Source organism: Streptomyces sp. AC550_RSS872, from assembly GCF_019049285.1.
Taxonomy (GTDB): domain Bacteria; phylum Actinomycetota; class Actinomycetes; order Streptomycetales; family Streptomycetaceae; genus Streptomyces.
The window spans coordinates 50,091-67,966 of the sequence record NZ_JAGMUL010000043.1; the positions used below are offsets into that span (position 1 = coordinate 50,091).

The following is a 17,876-nucleotide window of genomic DNA, read 5'->3' on the forward strand; positions in this document are numbered from 1 at the left end:
CACGGAAGACTCCCTCGAACGACCAGGACCCCTGGCTTCGAGAGGGGCCCGCGCTTGCCGTAGACCTCGCTGCCTACGGCCTGGTCTTCACCCGGGGCACCCCGCCACGGACGGAGGGTTGCCGGACAGTCGGCCGGGGCCTCATGACTGTCACTCATGACCTGTTCGAGAACGTACGCGAAATGATCGTGGTCCCGCAACCCATGTCCGCATCGCGGGACCACCTGCGCATCGGTTACGCGTTACTGGCAGCCACCCACCGGTCCAGCGTCCGCTTCGCCGTCCCCGAGTCGATCGACTCCGCCGCCTTCGCCATCCCGACCCGGATCTGCTCGGTGAGCGGGGCGTCCGTCGGGTTCAGCGCCACCAGTGCGGCGGCCGAATTGAGCAGTACGGCGTCCCGTACGGGCCCTGTCTCCCCGTTCAGCAGGCGCAGTGCCACGTGGGCGTTGTAGGACGCGTCCGCGCCGCGCAGCGCCTCCACCGGCACCAGCTCGATGCCGACGTCGCGCGGGTCGAAGGCCGCCTCGGTCACCTTGCCGTCGCGGACCACCCACACCTTCGACGTGGCCGTCGTCGTCAGCTCGTCGAGGCCGTCGTCGCCGCGGAACACCAGCGCGGAGGAGCCGCGCTCGGCCAGTACGCCGGCGATGAGCCCCGCCATGCGGGTGTCGAAGCAGCCGACGGCGGAGGCGGTGACGCGGGCCGGGTTGGTCAGCGGGCCGAGGAGGTTGAACGAGGTCGGGATGCCCAGGTCCCGCCGTACGCCACCGACGAAGCGCATCGAGGGGTGGAACTTGGCGGCGAAGCAGAAGGTGATGCCGGCCTCGTCCACCACCCGTGCCACGCCCTCCGGCGACAGGTCCAGGTTGATGCCGAGCTTCTCCAGAACGTCGGACGAGCCGCTCGCGGAGGACGACGCCCGGTTGCCGTGCTTGACGACCTTCGCGCCGGCGCCCGCGATCACGATGGCGGACATGGTGGAGATGTTGACCGTCTTGGCCCGGTCGCCGCCCGTGCCGACGATGTCGACGGCCGGTCCGGGGATGTCCAGCGGCTGCGCGTGGGCGTACATCGCCTCGACGAGACCGTTGATCTCCTCGACCGTCTCGCCCTTGGCCCGCAGCGCCACCATGAAGCCGGCGATCTGCGCGTCGGAGGCCTCGCCGCTCATGAAGCGGTCCATCGCCCAGGCCGTGTCGCCGGCGCTCAGGTTCTCTCCGGCGAGCAGGGCGCTCAGCACCTCGGGCCAGGAACGGACCGCCGCGGTGTCGCCTCCAGCGGGGGTCACAGCGCTCATAAGCCGCTCCTGGGTCAGTTGTGGTGTCCCGCACTACGGGACGCGAGTCTCAACGGGTCCACCCTATCCAGCGCCGGGGTACGGAGAAGGGCCCCGTCCGAAGACCGGACGGGGCCGGCGCACGGCCGAGGGCCCCGTCCGTGTGTCCGGACGGGGCCCTCGACCGTGGCGTGGCTGGCGCAGCGTCAGTGGTGACCGTGGCCGCTCGTGATCTCCTTGTACTCCTCGACGGAGGGCTTGGGGATCTGGCCGTCCTCACCGAAGTAGGACTTGCTGAGCTTGGCGCGCAGCTTCTCGGAGCCCTTCACCTTGCGCTCGACGCCGTTCTCGTCGACCGTCGGGCCGATCTCGAGCGGCTTGTACTGCTCGTGCGCGGTGAGGGTGTGCAGCGCGTCCTGGCTGAGCGGCTCGTGCACCTCGATGTACTCACCGTGCGGCAGGCGCTTGATGATGCCCGACTCGCGGCCGTGCAGCACCTTGTCCTTGTCCCGGCGCTGGAGGCCGAGGCAGATCCGCTTGGTGATGATGAACGCGAGGACCGGTCCGACGAAGAAGCCGATCCGGACGAACCAGGTGACGGCGTTGATCGACAGGTGGAAGTGGGTGGCCCACAGGTCGTTGCCACCGCCGACCAGACCGATCATGTACACCGTGACCCAGGCGACGCCGAACGCGGTACGCGTCGGGGCGTTGCGCGGGCGGTCCAGGATGTGGTGCTCGCGCTTGTCGCCGGTGACCCAGGACTCGATGAACGGGTAGACCGCGATGGCCATCAGCACCAGGCCGAAGAGGACCAGCGGGATGAACACGCCCAGGACGAGCGTGTGACCCCAGAAGTTGATCTCCCAGCCCGGCATGTACCGGACCAGACCCTCGGCGAAGCCCATGTACCAGTCGGGCTGGGCGCCCGTGGACACCTGGTCCGGCCGGTAGGGGCCCATGGCCCAGATCGGGTTGATCTGCGCGACCGCCGCGATGATCGCGATGACACCGAAGACCAGGAAGAAGAAGCCTCCGGCCTTGGCCATGTAGACCGGCAGCAGCGGCATGCCGACGACGTTCTTGTTGTTCTTTCCGGGGCCCGCGAACTGCGTGTGCTTGTGGTAGAAGACCAGGATCAGGTGGCCGACCACCAGGCCGAGCATGATGCCCGGCAGCAGCAGGATGTGGATCGAGTAGAAGCGGGCCACGAAGTCGACGCCCGGGAACTCGCCGCCGAAGAGGAAGAACGAGATGTACGTGCCGACGATCGGCATGGACAGGATCGCGCCCTGGGTGAAGCGGACACCGGTGCCGGAGAGCAGGTCGTCCGGGAGCGAGTAGCCGGTGAAACCGGTGAACATGCCCAGGACGAACAGCAGGAAGCCGAACAGCCAGTTGATCTCACGCGGCTTGCGGAACGCGCCCGTGAAGAACACGCGCATCATGTGCACGAACATGCCCGCGAGGAAGATCAGCGCGGCCCAGTGGTGGATCTGCCGGATCAGCAGACCACCGCGGACGTCGAAGGAGATGTGCAGCGTGGAGCTGAACGCCTCCGACATGAGCTGTCCCTGGAGCGGGACGTAACTGCCGTGGTACTCCACCTCGTTCATCGACGGGTGGAAGAACAGCGTCAGATACACACCCGTGAGGATGATGATGATGAAGCTGTAGAGGCAGACCTCGCCCAGCATGAACGACCAGTGGTCGGGGAAGATCTTGCGCATGTTGGCCTTGGCCAGGGAGTAGATCCCCAGCCGGCCGTCGGCCCAGTCGGCTACGCGCTCGCCGGCCGGTGCCTTCCCGCGAGAGCGGCCCGCCGCGTCAGCGGCTGATGTCCCCGTGGTGGTCTCTGTGGTGCTCATCCGCGCTCCCAGAATGCAGGACCGACGGGCTCATCGAAGTCGCCGAGCGCCTCGAGGTAGCCCTCGTCGTTCACGCCGATGCGCAGCTGCGGCAGGGCGTGACCGGCCGGGCCGAAGATCACTCGGGCACCGTCGGAGAGGTCGAAGGTGGACTGGTGGCAGGGGCAGAGCACGTGGTGCGTCTGCTGCTCGTACAGGGAGATCGGGCAACCGACGTGGGTGCAGATCTTCGAGTACGCGACGATGCCCTCGTGCGACCACTCGAGCTCGCGCTTGTCCTTGATGTCGGCGGGCTGGAGCCGGACGATCATCAGGGCGGCCTTGGCGATCTCGTTCTGGAAGTCGTGGTCGTGCTCCTCCAGGCCCTCCGGCTTGGCGAAGGTGAGGGACCCGACCGCGACGTCCGAGGGACGCAGCGGCTCGTTGGTGTTCATGTTGACGAGCAGCGCGCCCTTGCGCCACAGCGTGTGGCGGAGCTTCGTCCCGGGCAGCGGGCCGAGGTCACGCAGCAGCACGACACCGGAGAGCGGGAACAGGGCCAGCGCACCGAACATCGTGTTGCGGATCAGCTTGCGGCGACCCAGCGCGGACTCCTTGGCGCCCTGCTTGAAGTCGGCCATGACCTTGGCCTTGACCTCGGGCTCCGCCGCGATGGGGTGCCGCTCGTCGGCGACCTCCACGTCGGACATCAGGGTGCGGGCCCAGTGGACAGCGCCCGCGCCGATGCAGAACAGCGCCGCACCGAGGGTCAGGCCCAGCGCGAAGTTCAGCGCGTTGAGGTGACCGATCGGGAAGACGAAGACCGACTTGTCGTGCGGGATCGCCACGTACGAGGCGATGAAGCCGACGGTGGCCAGCATCGACACCGTGAACAGCATGGCGACCGTGCGCTCGGACCGCCTGGCGGCCCGCTCGTCGATGTCCTGGATCCGGTGCTCGTGGGGCGGCAGACCGGGGTCGGCGAACGGGTTCTTCTCGTCCGCTACCGCGACGTGGGCGTCCTGCTCAGCGGGCAGGTTCTTTTCTGGAATGTCTTGGCTACTCATGACTTCTTGGCCTTTGCGGTCCGAGCGGCGACCCAGACGGCGACCGCGATCAGTGCACCGAGCCCGAAGATCCAGGCGAAGAGGCCCTCACTGACCGGCCCGAGGCCGCCCAGCTCCAGACCACCCGGGTTGACCGTCTCGTCGCTGTTGACCGCGTGCAGGTACGCGATGATGTCCTTCTTGTTCTGCTCCGACAGCGTGGTGTCGGGGAACGACGGCATGTTCTGCGGGCCGGTCTGCATGGCCTCGTAGATGTGCTTCGGGTCGACGCCCTCGAGGGTCGGGGCGAACTTGCCCTCCGTCAGCGCGCCGCCCTTGCCCGTGAAGTTGTGGCACTGGGCGCAGTTGTTGCGGAAGAGCTCGCCGCCCTTGGCGATGTCCGCGCCCTCGGGGCCGTACTGCGCCTCGGTCGGGATGGACGGACCGGCACCCAGCGAGGCGATGTACGCCGCGAGCTGGTCGATCTGGGCCTGCGAGTAGATGTTCTTCTTCTTCGGGACCTGGGCGCCCTGGGAGGTGGCGGCCGGCATACGGCCCGTCGCGACCTGGAAGTCGACGGAGGCGGCGCCGACGCCCACCAGGCTCGGACCGTCAGAGGAGCCCTGACCATCGGTTCCGTGGCAGCTGGCGCAGCCGACGGTGTAGAGCTTCTTGCCCTCCTCGATGGTGAGGGACTGGGCGGTTTCCTCGGCCTGCGCCTTGCCCGCGGGAGCGAACACGGCGTACAGCCCCCCCGTGCACGCCAGCGCGAGGAGTAGGACGACGACTGCCGCCAGCGGATGGCGTCGTCGTGCGGAGAGCTTTTTCACGGATTACCCCGGTGTCAGGATCTTCTGCGTCGATGCTTCGGTATGTGCGTTTGTGGAACGCGCGCGGGATCGGGCCCGGCTACTTGATCATGTAGATCGTGGCGAAGAGGCCGATCCAGACGACATCGACGAAGTGCCAGTAGTAGGACACGACGATCGCGGCGGTCGCCTGCTCGTGCGTGAACCTCTTCGCCGCGTAGGTGCGGCCGAGGACCAGCAGGAAGGCGATGAGACCGCCCGTCACGTGCAGGCCGTGGAAGCCGGTGGTCAGGTAGAAGACCGAGCCGTACGGGTCGGACGAGAGCGAGAGGCCCTCGTGCTTGACCAGCTCGGTGTACTCGTACACCTGACCGCCGATGAAGATCGCGCCCATGATGAAGGTGACGATGAACCAGCCCCGGAGCTTCTTCACGTCACCGCGCTCGGCGGCGAACACGCCGAGCTGGCAGGTGAGGGAGGAGAGCACCAGGATCGTGGTGTTCGTCGCCGAGAACGGGAAGTTCAGGGCCTCGGCCTTCTCGTGCCAGAAATCGGGCCCCGTCACCGATCGCAGGGTGAAGTACATCGCGAAGAGGGCCGCGAAGAACATCAGCTCGGAACTCAACCAGATGATGGTTCCGACGCTGGTGAGGTTCGGTCGGTTGACCGACGGGTGCGCGTGACCCTTGTCTACTGTCGTTGCTGTCGCCACGACCGACATTATGTCGGTCGCTTATCCCGCCCTCACTCCGGGGGGTGCCGTTCGGAGTGTCTTCCCCGTTCATACCGGTGTTGACGTGGTGTTCAAGGGAGTAGCATCCGGCCCAACGGGCCTGTCCTTACGACGCTGACGTCACGGAGGAACAATGCAGCCGACCGCCACGGTGCTGGTCTACAGCGACGACTCCAACACCCGGGAGCAGGTGAGGTTGGCGACCGGACGCCGGCCCGCTCCGGACGTGCCTGTGGTGCAGTTCGTGGAGTGCGCGACGCCGGCCGCCGTCGTCAAGGAACTGGACAAGGGGGGCATCGACGTCTGTGTGCTGGACGGTGAGGCCGTGCCCATGGGGGGCATGGGGGTGTGCCGGCAGATCAAGGACGAGGTGTTCAACTGCCCGCCGGTGCTGCTGCTGATCGGGCGGCCGCAGGATGCGTGGCTGGCCACGTGGAGCCGGGCCGAGGCCGCGGTGACGCTGCCGGTTGAGCCGGTGGAGTTCGCGGCGGCGTTGGCGTCTTTGCTGCGGACGAAGAGGCTTCAGAGCGCCTGAGAGCTCGATTGGGCAGGTTCTACGGCGGCTGCGGGTCGTCTGTGGCTTGTCGCGCAGTTCCCCGCGCCCCTGGGCGGTGTTGCCCCTGAGGGCGTTCACACGCTCTGTGGCCTCAGCCTTGCCCTCTCCTTCGGGCTCGGGCCCTCAGGGGTGCCGCCCACCAGGGCGCTGCCGTCGCGCCAGTTCTTCCACTCCAGGTTCCAGTCGCCGAAGCCGTTGCCGAACGGTTCCATCGTGTTGCCGTACGAGTTGATGACCTTGACGATGTCGCCCTCGCGGATGTTCTCGAAGAACCAGGCGGCGTTGGCGGTGCTCATGCCGGTGCAGCCGTGGCTGACGTTGGCGTAGCCCTGGGAGCCGACCGACCAGGGGGCGGCGTGGACGTATTCGCCGCTCCAGGTCACGCGGGTGGCGTAGTAGACGGGTAGGTCGTACGACTCCGCGGAGCCCTCGGCTATGCCGATGCTCGTGCCGCGCATGCGTACGAAGTACTCCTTGCCCAGAACGACCTTGACGCCGTTACGGGTCTCGAAGCCGGGCTTGCCGGTCGTGACGGGGATCGAGCGGACCTCCTCGCCGTTGCGGTAGAGCGTCAGCTGGTGGGTCGCGGCGTCGGTGACGGCGATGACCTGGTCGCCGATGGTGATGCGCAGGGGCTTGACCTTGCCGCCCCAGAGACGGTCGCTGATCTTGATGCCGTCGAGGTTGCTGCGGGCCTGGATGGTGGCGCCGGCCGGCCAGTACTCCTGGGGGCGGTAGTGGAGTTCCTTGTCGCTCACCCAGTGCCAGGCGCCCTCGACGGCGGGGGTGGACTCGACCTTGAGGGCCCGTTCGACGATCGCCCGCTGGTTCTTGTCCGTGACGGGCCGGCTCAGTTCGGCCGTGACGGGCTGGCCCACGCCGTAGGTGCCCGCCTTGGGGCCGAAGGTCACCGTCAGGTGCTTCTTGCTGGTCGGCTTGCTGGTGTCGAAGGTGAGGACCTTGCGGCCGGGGGCGCCGTCCTCGTCCTCGGTGCTCACGCGGACCGTGTAGCGGGCGTTGGCGGCGAGCGGGGAGGTGCTGTGCCAGCGGGTGCCGTCGGCGGAGAGTTCGCCCGCGACATAGCGTCCTGCGGCGTCCCTGGCGGTGACGTCCGTGATACGGCCGTCGGAGTCCTCGGCGGTGATCTCCAGGGGCTTGTCGGGGTCGGCCTTCCGGCCGTCGCCCGTGGGGCCGTTGAAGGCGATCTGGTCGGCCGCGTCGTAGGGCTCGGCGGACAGCGGGTTGCCGTCGCTGCTGCATCCGGCGGTGCCGGCGCCTATCGCTATCAGCAGCAGCGAGCAGCCTATGACGGCGCTCTTGCGCGGTGTTTGGCTCATGGCCTCACGCTAGGAAGCCACGTCACCCACGGCGCGCCGGATAGGGCGTACGGGTGACGGACGTTGCTGCAAAAGCGGGAGCCCGGACTCTCCTGGCGGAGTGTCCGGGCCCCTGTGAGCTCAGCTCGTGTTACTGGGTGCGGTTCTCACCGCGGTAGTACTCGAAGACCCAGCCCCAGATGCCGACGAGGATCAGCGGCGCCGAGAAGTACATCAGCCACCAGCCGATCGCGATCGACAGGAAGGCGAGGGCGCCTCCGATCGCGAGGGAGAGCGGCTGCCAGCTGTGCGGGCTGAAGAACCCGACCTCGCCGGCGTCGTCCGCGACGTCCGCTTCCTTGTTGTCCTGGGCGCCCGTGTCGACCCGCCGGGCCGTGAAGCCCAGGTAGAAGCCGATCATGATGGACAGACCGAAGGCCAGGAAGAGGGCCGTCGTGCCGGCCGGCTCCTTCGACCACACGCCATAGACGACCGCCATGGCGAGGATGAAGACGCTCAGCCAGATGAACATCTTGCCCTGGATCTTCACTTGCCGGCCTCCTTGCCACCAGCGAGGGCCTTCTCACCGTGAGGGGCGTTCTCGAGCTGGTCGAGGGCGGCGATCTCAGGGTGGTGCAGGTCGAACGCCGGGGATTCGGAACGGATCCGCGGCAGGGTGAGGAAGTTGTGCCGCGGCGGCGGGCAGGACGTGGCCCACTCCAGCGAGCGGCCGTAGCCCCACGGGTCGTCGACCTCGACCTTCTTGCCGTACTTGGCGGTCTTCCAGACGTTGTAGAAGAACGGCAGGATCGAGGCGCCGAGTACGAACGAGCTGATCGTCGAGATCGTGTTCAGGGCGGTGAAGCCGTCGGCCGCGAGGTAGTCGGCGTAACGACGCGGCATGCCCTCGGCGCCCAGCCAGTGCTGGACCAGGAAGGTGCCGTGGAAGCCGATGAACAGCGTCCAGAACGTGATCTTGCCGAGGCGCTCGTCGAGCATCTTGCCGGTCATCTTCGGCCACCAGAAGTGGAAGCCGGAGAACATCGCGAAGACGACGGTGCCGAAGACGACGTAGTGGAAGTGCGCCACCACGAAGTACGAGTCGGAGACGTGGAAGTCCATCGGCGGCGAGGCGAGGATGACACCGGTCAGACCACCGAAGGTGAAGGTGATCAGGAAGCCGGTCGCCCAGAGCATCGGTGTCTCGAAGGACAACGAGCCCTTCCACATCGTTCCGATCCAGTTGAAGAACTTCACGCCTGTCGGTACGGCGATGAGGAACGTCATGAAGGAGAAGAACGGCAGGAGGACGCCTCCGGTGACGTACATGTGGTGCGCCCACACCGTCACCGACAGACCCGCGATCGCGATGGTCGCCGCGATCAGACCCATGTAGCCGAACATCGGCTTGCGGGAGAAGACCGGGATGACTTCGGAAATGATGCCGAAGAACGGCAGCGCGATGATGTACACCTCTGGATGGCCGAAGAACCAGAAGAGGTGTTGCCAGAGCAACGCTCCGCCGTTGGCGGAGTCGAAGATGTGGGAGCCGAACTTGCGGTCCGCCTCCAGGGCGAACAGCGCGGCCGCGAGGACCGGGAAGGCGAGCAGGACCAGGACCGCGGTCAGCAGCACGTTCCACACGAAGATCGGCATGCGGAACATGGTCATGCCCGGCGCGCGCATGCAGATGATCGTGGTGATGAAGTTGACCGAGCCGAGGATGGTGCCGAAGCCGGAGAAGGCCAGACCCATGATCCACATGTCGGCGCCGATGCCCGGGCTGCGGACCGCGTCCGACAGCGGGCTGTAGGCGAACCAGCCGAAGTCGGCCGCACCCTGCGGGGTGAGGAATCCGCCGACCGCGATGAGCGAGCCGAACAGGTAGAGCCAGTAGGCGAACATGTTCAGCCGCGGGAAGGCGACGTCGGGGGCGCCGATCTGGAGCGGCATGATCCAGTTCGCGAAGCCGGCGAACAGCGGCGTCGCGAACATCAGCAGCATGATCGTGCCGTGCATCGTGAACGCCTGGTTGAACTGCTCGTTCGACATGATCTGCAGACCGGGCCGGGCGAGCTCGGCGCGCATGAGCAGCGCCATCACGCCACCGATCACGAAGAACGCGAACGACGTGACGAGGTACAGCGTTCCGATCGTCTTGTGGTCGGTGGTGGTGAGCCACTTGACCACGACGTTGCCGGGTTGCCGGCGCCGGACCGGCAGCTCGTTCTCGTACGAGTCCTCAGCTGCCGCGGCACCCTGGGGTTCGTTGAGGATGCTCACAGGTTTGTCGTCTCCCGGTTCTTCTCGTGGCTCGTCTGCGCGATGCCGGCGGGAACGTAACCGGTCTGCCCCTTCTTGGCGAGGTCCTTGAGGTGCTGCTCGTAGCGCTCGGGGGAGACGACCTTCACGTTGAACAGCATCCGGGAGTGGTCGACGCCGCACAGCTCGGCGCACTTGCCCAGGAAGGTGCCCTCCTTGTTGGGGGTCACCTCGAAGGCGTTGGTGTGGCCCGGGATGACGTCCTGCTTCATCAGGAACGGCACCACCCAGAAGGAGTGGATGACGTCACGCGAGGTGAGGACGAAGCGGACCGTCTTGCCCTTGGGCAGCCACAGGGTGGGGCCCGGGTTGCCCGTCTGCGGGTTCCGGGTGCCGGGGGTGCCGGCGTCGTAGACACCGCCGGCGTTCGCCGGGAAGTCCTCCTTGAAGCGGTCCGGGATCGCGGCCAGTTCCTTGGCCGTCTTCGCGTCGCCGCTGGAACCGTCGACGGGCTCGACGTAGTTGAAGGCCCAGCTCCACTGGTAGCCGACGACGTTGATGGTGACGTCGGGCTTGTCCTTGAGCTGGAGGAGCTTCGACTCGTCGCGGGCCGTGAAGTAGAAGAGGACCGAGACGATGATGAGCGGGACCACCGTGTACAGCGCCTCGATCGGCATGTTGTACCGGGTCTGCGGGGGAACCTCGACCTTGGTGCGGCTGCGCCGGTGGAACATGGCGCTCCACAGGATCAGACCCCACACCAGCACGCCGACGGCGAGCGCAGCCGCCCAGGAACCCTGCCACAGGGAGAGGATCCGCGGAGCCTCTTCCGTGGTCGGGGTGGGCATACCAAGGCGGGGGAAGTCTTCCCAGTTGTACGAGCAACCGGTGGCTGTCGCCAGGACCAGGCCCGCGGTCATTGCCTGCAGCAGCTTCCGCCGCATCGGGCGCCGCGGCGAGCGGTCGGAGCCGTTGGGACTCACGTAGCGCCTTCCCGAGAGTCTCGCCCGCGCGGATCGGCTGCGGCCTGGCCTTCTCGCTGGTCGGTCGCCGCCCTGCGACGGGCAGGGGTTTGGATGTTTATGCGGACCAAACCCTAGCCGACGCCCTCCGGGGGTTCGCGGGGAGGGGGGCCTAGTGGGGTGGGGGGTTCGCTTGATTGGCGGCTGCGGGCTCGTTGTGGCTTGTCGCGCAGTTCCCCGCGCCCCTGAAAGGACGTTGCAGGGACCGGGCGTTTAGCGTTGCTGTGTGGCTTACTTCGACGCTGCTTCCAGTGCTCCTCTTCATCCTGTTGCCCGGCAGGCGCTACAGGCCTCGCTCGATGAAGGGTGGGCTGATCCCGCACGTCTGTACCGGGAAGGCCGTAGGGCCCGGATGCTGCTGGACGCGGCCCGGGAGGCCGCTGCCGAGGCTGTGGGATGCCGTGCCGATGAGCTGGCGTTCACCTCATCGGGGACGAGAGCCGTCCACTCGGGTGTCTCCGGAGTGCTGGCGGGGCGGCGGCGCGTTGGACGCCACCTGATCGTGTCTGCGGTCGAACACTCCTCTGTGCTCCACGCGGCTGACGCGCACGAGGCCGGCGGCGGGTCGGTCACCCAGGTCGCGGTGGACCGTGCGGGGGCCGTGAGCGTGCGGGGGTACGCGGAGGCCCTGCGTCCGGACACCGCGCTCGCCTGTCTCCAGTCGGCCAACCACGAGGTGGGGACCGAGCAGCCGGTGGCCGAGGTGGCCGGGGTGTGCCGGGAGGCCGGGGTGCCGTTGCTGGTGGACGCGGCGCAGTCGCTGGGGTGGGGGCCGGTCGAGGGCGACTGGTCGGTGCTGACCGGGAGCGCGCACAAGTGGGGCGGGCCGTCGGGGGTCGGGCTGCTCGTCGTACGGAAGGGCGTGCGGTTCGCCGCGCAAGGGCCCGTGGACGAGCGGGAGTCGGGGCGGGCGCCCGGGTTCGAGAACATCCCGGCGATCGTCGCCGCGGCGGCCTCGCTGCGGGCCGTGCGGGCCGAGGCGGCCCAAGAGGCGGTACGGCTGCGGGAGCTGACGGAGCGGATCCGGGCTCAGGTGCCGGGGTTGGTGCCGGACGTGGAGGTGGTCGGCGATCCGGTGCGCCGGCTCCCCGGCATCGTCACCTTCTCCTGTCTCTATGTCGACGGGGAGACATTGCTGCACGAGCTGGACCGTGCCGGGTTCTCGGTGTCCTCCGGTTCGTCCTGCACGAGCAGCACGCTGACGCCCAGCCATGTGCTGAGGGCGATGGGGGTGCTGAGTGAGGGGAATGTGCGGGTGTCGTTGCCGTTCGGAACGGCGGCGGAGGACGTGGAGCGGTTCCTGGAGGTGCTGCCGGGGACGGTGGCCGGGGTGCGGGAGAAGCTGGGCGCGCCGGTCGCCGAGACGGTCGTACGGGACGACGTCCTGGTCGTGGACTCCCTGGGCAAGCTGTGCCCGGTCCCGGTCATCGAGCTGGCGAAGGTCATCGGCGAGGTGCCGGTGGGCGGATTGGTGCGGGTACTGGCCGACGACGAGGCGGCCCGCCTGGACATCCCGGCGTGGTGCGAGATGCGGGGTCAGGAGTACGTGGGCGAGGAGCCGGCTGAGGAGGGGACGGCGTACGTGGTCCGCCGGTTGGCCTGAACGTCCCGTCTTTCAGGGGCGCGGGGAACTGCGCGAGCAGCCCCCACACGCCCGCAGTCGACAACGAACCCGCTGAGGCAGGCGAACGGTCGCGAGATCAGCCCAGGTGAGCCTGTACTTCCTCAGCGGCAGCGTCCCCGTACGCCTTGGCGAACCGCTCCATGAAGTGCGCCCGCCGCAGCTGGTACTCCTGCGTACCCACCGTCTCGATCACGAGTGTCGCCAGCATGCAGCCCACCTGCGCGGCCCGCCCCAGCGAGACACCCCACGCCAGCCCCGAGAGGAAACCCGCGCGGAAGGCGTCGCCGACACCCGTGGGGTCGGCCTTGCGCTCCTCCTCGGGGCAGCCGACCTCGATCGGGTCGTGGCCGGCCCGCTCGATACGGACGCCGCGCGAGCCGAGGGTCGTGACGCGGTGGCCGACCTTGGAGAGGATCTCCTCGTCCGTCCAGCCGGTCTTGGACTCGATGAGGCCCTTCTCGTACTCGTTGGAGAAGAGGTACGTCGCGCCGTCCAGCAGTATCCGGATCTCGTCGCCGTCCATCCGGGCGATCTGCTGGGAGAAGTCGGCGGCGAAGGGGATCTGGCGGGCGCGGCACTCCTCGGTGTGGCGGAGCATGCCCTCGGGGTCGTCGGCGCCGATGAGGACCAGGTCGAGACCGCCGACGCGGTCCGCGACGGTCTTCAGCTCGATCAGGCGGGCCTCGCTCATCGCACCGGTGTAGAAGGAGCCGATCTGGTTGTGGTCGGCGTCGGTGGTGCAGACGAAACGGGCGGTGTGCAGGGTCTCGGAGATACGGACCGAGCCGGTGTCGACGCCGTGCCGGTCCAGCCAGGCCCGGTACTCGTCGAAGTCGGAGCCCGCGGCGCCGACCAGGATCGGCTGCGTGCCCAGCTGGCCCATACCGAAGGCGATGTTCGCGCCTACGCCGCCCCGGCGTACGTCCAGGTTGTCGACCAGGAAGGAGAGCGAGACCGTGTGCAGCTGGTCCGCGACGAGCTGGTCGGCGAAGCGGCCGGGGAAGGTCATGAGGTGGTCGGTGGCGATGGAGCCGGTGACTGCGATGCGCACGGCGAGGAGTCTCCTGCGGGGGAGGCGGAATTGACAGTCCACGCTACCGTTCGTGACCGGCACTCTGAAGCGGCCAAAACTACCCGATAGTAGATCTTTCTTCGCGAGGTCCGGCGTGTCTACGGTGCCGCTATGACGAAATTCGAGGTCCGCGCCCCCGCTCCGGCCGACCCGGAGGTCGACCTGGCGTCACTGCTGGGCGACTGCGCGCGGATGGCTCCTCACTGGGCCGCTCCCGATCGTGTCCTTTCCCGTCCCGTCTCCCCCTCACGCATCCACGGGGTGACCGTGCCGCCGAGGTCCGCACGGCTGCTGGACGCGATGTCGGACTACGGCGACTGAGCCGACTGCGCCGTTCGGGGAACCGCGCGCTCCCCCGCTGCGTCCCATCGGCGTCCCCCGTAAAGGGGATGCGGGATACGACCCGACGGACCGACTCTTTTGACAGGGTCGGGTCAGGGTCATGGGACATGTGCGCAGCCGAAGGAGCGATGCGGTGAACACCGAGCGACCCGAGAACGACGACACGGGCGCCGACGGCTCCGCCGAGGAGCAGGTGGCCGGGCAGGAGAAGGGCGCGGACGCCGCTGGGGCCGAGGTTTCGGGCGGCGGCGCGGAGGACGGTGCGTCCTCCGTTGCCGACGCCGAGGACGACGCAAGGGACGACGCCGGGGACGGCGCTGAGGCCGGGACCGAGGACCACGCCGAGGCCGGGACCGAGGACCGGACCGGGGACGGGACCGAGGACCGGACCGGGGACAAGCATGCCGCCGAGGCCGGTGGTGCCGCAGGGCCGGATCCCGCAGGCGTTCCTGATGTCGCCGCCGCCGAGGGCGCCGATGTCTCCGATGCGCCCCGGCGCCGCTCCCCCGCGATCATCGCCTCCGTCGCCGCCGCCGTACTGCTCGTCGGGGGCGGCGGGGCCTATCTCGCCGCGAGCACGTCCGGTGGGTCGGACGGTGGTACGGCGTCCGGGGCGGCCGACGGTGGCTCTCCGCCGCCGCTGCGTCTCGACGGCTACGGCGAGCGCGGTACGGGCGGTACGGGTGGCATCGCGCCCGGGGAGCCCAACCCGTACGGCGTCACCTACAAGGTCGACGGGGAGCTGTCGGACGGGCCCGGGTCGGCGCCCGTGTACCGGGCGGGCGGCGAGGTCGGCGCGGGCGAGGTGGCTCGGCTGGCGGAGGCGCTCGGGGTGGACGGGAAGCCGGTCGCGCAGGGGGAGACCTGGCGGGTCGGGGCCACGGACGGGGCGGGGCCCAGCCTCCAGGTGAACAAGCGGGCGCCGGGGACCTGGACGTTCTCCCGGTACTCCCCCGGCACCGACAACTGTGAGAGCACCACCGTCTGCCGGCAGGATCCCACCGGGCAGACCGACGCCCCGGTGAGTGAGGCCGCCGCGAAGAAGGCCGCCGCGCCGGTGCTCAAGGCGGTGGGCCAGGGCGACGCGAAGCTCGACGCCGGCCAGCTCATGGGCGCCCAGCGGGTGGTGAACGCGAATCCGGTGGTGGGCGGTCTGCCGACGTACGGCTGGACGACCGGGGTGACCGTGAGCGCCCAGGGCGAAGTGGTCGGCGGCAGCGGTCAGTTGAAGGCGCCGGTGAAGGGGGACACGTACCCCGTGCTGGACGCCGAGAAGACGCTCGGGCTGATGAACGCGGCGCCGGGGGCCGACCACCGCATGGGCATCGGTGGCTGCGCCAGCCCCGTACCGCTGAAGGACCGGCTTGAGGCGCCCTGTGAGGCGGAGCCGTCGACGGGGGCGCCGGCGAAGGACACCCTGACGGTCGAGAAGGCGGTGTTCGGGCTGGCCGCGCACCAGGTGGAGGCGCGGCAGGCGCTGGTGCCGTCCTGGCTGTTCGAGGTGCGGTCGCCGGGTGCGCAGGACGGTTTCACGGTGACGTATCCGGCGATCGACCCGAAGTACCTGGCCTCGTCCACGCCGTCCGAGGAGCCGTCCGGGCAGCCTTCCCCGCGGCCGAGCAAGCCGAAGGACGAGCCGAGTTCGTCGCCGGTCATCCGGAACGTGGCGGCGGACGGCTACACGGCCGACGGCAAGGAGCTCACCGTGGCCTTCACGGGCGGGGTGTGCGCCGACTACAAGGTGACGGCGAGCGAGGGCGCTGACGAGGTGACGGTGCGGGTGACCGAGACGTCGCAGTCGGACCAGGTGTGCATCCAGATCGCCAAGGTGTTCCACAGGACCGTGCAGCTGGACGAGCCGCTCGGGGACCGGAAGGTCGTGGGCACGGACGGCCAGGCGGTCCCGCTGGAGAAGCCCGGGGCGCGGCTCCCGGCGACACCGCAGACGTCCGGGGCCCGGTAAGGGTCCGCGGACACGGGAAGGCGGCGGCCCCGTCGGAGGGGGTCGCCGCCTTTCCGCGTGTCAGCGGCCGGACTCAGCCGGGGACTGCCTCAGCTGAAGGAGTCGCCGCAGGCGCAGGAGCCCGTCGCGTTCGGGTTGTCGATCGTGAAGCCCTGCTTCTCGATCGTGTCCACGAAGTCGATGGACGCGCCGCCCAGGTAGGGGGCGCTCATGCGGTCGGTGACGACCTTGACCCCGCCGAAGTCCTTGACGACGTCGCCGTCGAGCGAGCGCTCGTCGAAGAAGAGCTGGTAGCGCAGGCCGGAGCAGCCACCGGGCTGAACGGCGACACGCAGCGCGAGGTCGTCGCGGCCTTCCTGGTCGAGCAGGGCCTTGACCTTGGCCGCGGCGGCGTCACTCAGGATGATGCCGTCGGTGGCGGTGCTGGTCTCGTCCGATACGGACATCTACATCTCTCCCGGGTTGTACGGAGACTGCTTGCCGACGAGTGCAACCGGCGGTGCCGCGGATTCATTCCAGGGCCGGGCGCTTGTCTTTCGGTCCTTCTTCATGCTCGCACACGGCGTGCGAAGCGGAAAACGCCTCGTTCGGGAATACGCCGACCCCTCACCGGGATTCACGTCACATCGACATGATGGCCATCGTCAAACTGACGTGAACCGGTTATGATAGATAGCGTCAAATCGACGAGAAGGTCGATGAAGGTGTCCCGCATGACCCGCCGGGTCCGGATTCTCCGGTCCCGGCGAGCCGCAGAACAGAAAGGGTGCGTGCCGTGACCACCGCCCAGACCCAGGAGCTCGACGTACAGCCGACGCCCCTCGCCCTGCTTCTCCTCGGCCGTGAGGCCGACCCGAGGAGCGAGCGCGGCGTCGAGTGTCCCGGCGACCTTCCCTCGCCGTCCGACCCGGACCTGGTCGAGCGCGCCCGCGCGGCCAAGGAGAAGCTCGGGAACAAGGTCTTCGTGCTCGGCCACCACTACCAGCGCGACGAGGTCATCCAGTTCGCGGATGTGACCGGTGACTCGTTCAAGCTGGCCCGGGACGCGGCCGCCCGCCCGGAGGCCGAGTACATCGTGTTCTGCGGCGTGCACTTCATGGCCGAGTCGGCGGACATCCTGACGTCCGACGACCAGAAGGTCGTCCTGCCCGACCTGGCCGCCGGCTGCTCGATGGCCGACATGGCGACGGCCGAGCAGGTCGCCGAGTGCTGGGACGTGCTGACCGAGGCCGGCATAGCCGAGCAGGTCGTCCCCGTCTCGTACATGAACTCGTCCGCCGACATCAAGGCGTTCACGGGCAAGCACGGCGGCACGATCTGCACCTCCTCCAATGCGAAGCGGGCCCTGGACTGGGCCTTCGAGCAGGGCGAGAAGGTCCTCTTCCTGCCCGACCAGCACCTCGGCCGCAACACCGCCGTCCGGGACATGGGCATGTCGCTGGAGGACTGCGTCGTCTACAACCCGCACAAGCCGAACGGCGGTCTGACGGCGGACGAGCTGCGCGCCGCGAAGATGATCCTGTGGCGCGGGCACTGCTCGGTGCACGGCCGCTTCAGCCTGGACTCGGTGAACGACGTCCGCGAGCGGATCCCGGGCGTGAACGTCCTGGTCCACCCCGAGTGCAAGCACGAGGTCGTGGCGGCGGCGGACTACGTCGGTTCGACGGAGTACATCATCAAGGCCCTGGAGGCCGCGCCGGCCGGCTCCAAGTGGGCCATCGGGACCGAGCTGAACCTCGTCCGGCGTCTGGCGAACCGTTTCGCGCCGGAGGGCAAGGAGATCGTCTTCCTCGACAAGACGGTCTGCTTCTGCTCGACCATGAACCGCATCGACCTCCCCCACCTGGTCTGGACGCTGGAGTCGCTGGCCGAGGGCAACCTGGTCAACCGGATCGAGGTCGACAAGGAGACGGAGGCGTTCGCGAAGCTGGCGCTGGAGCGGATGCTGGCGCTGCCGTAGCCGGGAGCGAACACCGATTGCCGTGTGCATGAGGGCGGGCCCGGC

The 17,876-nt window shown here is 68.5% G+C and carries 16 protein-coding genes and 1 riboswitch; of the genes, 5 read left to right on the forward strand and 11 right to left on the reverse strand.

From position 1 onward, the window contains the following. Positions 1-45 precede the first annotated feature (45 nt). Positions 46-162: riboswitch (SAM riboswitch) on the reverse strand. Between the two features lie 73 nt (positions 163-235). From trpD to KUM44_RS19790, 5 genes are all read right to left on the reverse strand, one after another. Then, positions 236-1,300 (reverse strand): anthranilate phosphoribosyltransferase, encoded by a 1,065-nt coding sequence (trpD, locus tag KUM44_RS19770; RefSeq protein ID WP_217209447.1) that lies wholly within the window; start codon positions 1,298-1,300, stop codon positions 236-238. A gap of 185 nt (positions 1,301-1,485) precedes the next feature. Then, a complete protein-coding gene (locus KUM44_RS19775; RefSeq protein ID WP_217209449.1) occupies positions 1,486-3,147 on the reverse strand; it encodes a cytochrome bc complex cytochrome b subunit in 1,662 nt (553 codons plus the stop codon). Further along, positions 3,144-4,193, reverse strand: a complete 1,050-nt coding sequence (locus KUM44_RS19780; protein WP_217209450.1) for a ubiquinol-cytochrome c reductase iron-sulfur subunit — start codon at positions 4,191-4,193, stop codon at positions 3,144-3,146. The genes KUM44_RS19775 and KUM44_RS19780 overlap by 4 nt, the downstream gene beginning before the upstream one ends. Next, positions 4,190-5,002, reverse strand: coding sequence for a c-type cytochrome (locus tag KUM44_RS19785; protein WP_217209452.1), 813 nt, complete (start codon positions 5,000-5,002; stop codon positions 4,190-4,192). Before KUM44_RS19785 ends, KUM44_RS19780 begins: the two co-directional genes overlap by 4 nt. Positions 5,003-5,081: 79 nt before the next feature. Further along, positions 5,082-5,702 (reverse strand): heme-copper oxidase subunit III, encoded by a 621-nt coding sequence (locus KUM44_RS19790; protein WP_217209454.1) that lies wholly within the window; start codon positions 5,700-5,702, stop codon positions 5,082-5,084. Positions 5,703-5,847: 145 nt separating this feature from the next. Between KUM44_RS19790 and KUM44_RS19795 the strand changes: the two genes are divergently transcribed. Continuing rightward, positions 5,848-6,249 (forward strand): hypothetical protein, encoded by a 402-nt coding sequence (locus KUM44_RS19795; protein WP_217209456.1) that lies wholly within the window; start codon positions 5,848-5,850, stop codon positions 6,247-6,249. 95 nt (positions 6,250-6,344) lie between these two features. On the opposite strand, the gene KUM44_RS19800 is transcribed toward KUM44_RS19795, so the two are convergent. The 4 genes from KUM44_RS19800 to coxB all read right to left on the reverse strand — a co-directional run bounded on the left by KUM44_RS19800 (position 6,345) and on the right by coxB (position 10,831). Then, complete coding sequence (locus KUM44_RS19800; protein WP_217209458.1) at positions 6,345-7,607, reverse strand: Ig-like domain-containing protein; 1,263 nt, start codon at positions 7,605-7,607, stop codon at positions 6,345-6,347. A gap of 130 nt (positions 7,608-7,737) precedes the next feature. Beyond that, entirely contained in the window at positions 7,738-8,136 is a 399-nt protein-coding gene (locus KUM44_RS19805) for a cytochrome c oxidase subunit 4 (protein ID WP_217209459.1), read from the reverse strand. Continuing rightward, a complete protein-coding gene (gene ctaD, locus KUM44_RS19810; protein ID WP_217209460.1) occupies positions 8,133-9,869 on the reverse strand; it encodes a cytochrome c oxidase subunit I in 1,737 nt (578 codons plus the stop codon). Before ctaD ends, KUM44_RS19805 begins: the two co-directional genes overlap by 4 nt. Continuing rightward, a complete protein-coding gene (gene coxB / locus KUM44_RS19815) occupies positions 9,866-10,831 on the reverse strand; it encodes a cytochrome c oxidase subunit II (RefSeq protein WP_217209461.1) in 966 nt (321 codons plus the stop codon). Before coxB ends, ctaD begins: the two co-directional genes overlap by 4 nt. 265 nt (positions 10,832-11,096) lie before the next feature. On the opposite strand from coxB, the gene KUM44_RS19820 reads away from it, so the two are divergent. Next, complete coding sequence (locus KUM44_RS19820) at positions 11,097-12,473, forward strand: cysteine desulfurase/sulfurtransferase TusA family protein (RefSeq protein WP_217209462.1); 1,377 nt, start codon at positions 11,097-11,099, stop codon at positions 12,471-12,473. Positions 12,474-12,570: 97 nt separating this feature from the next. Here KUM44_RS19820 and KUM44_RS19825 read toward each other — a convergent pair whose 3' ends face one another. Next, a complete protein-coding gene (locus KUM44_RS19825; protein WP_217209463.1) occupies positions 12,571-13,545 on the reverse strand; it encodes a carbohydrate kinase family protein in 975 nt (324 codons plus the stop codon). Between the two features lie 132 nt (positions 13,546-13,677). Between KUM44_RS19825 and KUM44_RS19830 the strand changes: the two genes are divergently transcribed. After that, positions 13,678-13,887, forward strand: a complete 210-nt coding sequence (locus KUM44_RS19830; protein WP_062718930.1) for a hypothetical protein — start codon at positions 13,678-13,680, stop codon at positions 13,885-13,887. 154 nt (positions 13,888-14,041) lie between these two features. Continuing rightward, positions 14,042-15,871, forward strand: a complete 1,830-nt coding sequence (locus tag KUM44_RS19835) for a hypothetical protein (RefSeq protein ID WP_217209464.1) — start codon at positions 14,042-14,044, stop codon at positions 15,869-15,871. A gap of 89 nt (positions 15,872-15,960) precedes the next feature. Here KUM44_RS19835 and KUM44_RS19840 read toward each other — a convergent pair whose 3' ends face one another. Further along, positions 15,961-16,317 (reverse strand): iron-sulfur cluster assembly accessory protein, encoded by a 357-nt coding sequence (locus KUM44_RS19840; protein WP_030951236.1) that lies wholly within the window; start codon positions 16,315-16,317, stop codon positions 15,961-15,963. Positions 16,318-16,646: 329 nt separating this feature from the next. On the opposite strand from KUM44_RS19840, the gene nadA reads away from it, so the two are divergent. Then, a complete protein-coding gene (gene nadA / locus KUM44_RS19845; protein ID WP_217209465.1) occupies positions 16,647-17,831 on the forward strand; it encodes a quinolinate synthase NadA in 1,185 nt (394 codons plus the stop codon). Positions 17,832-17,876: the final 45 nt, after the last annotated feature.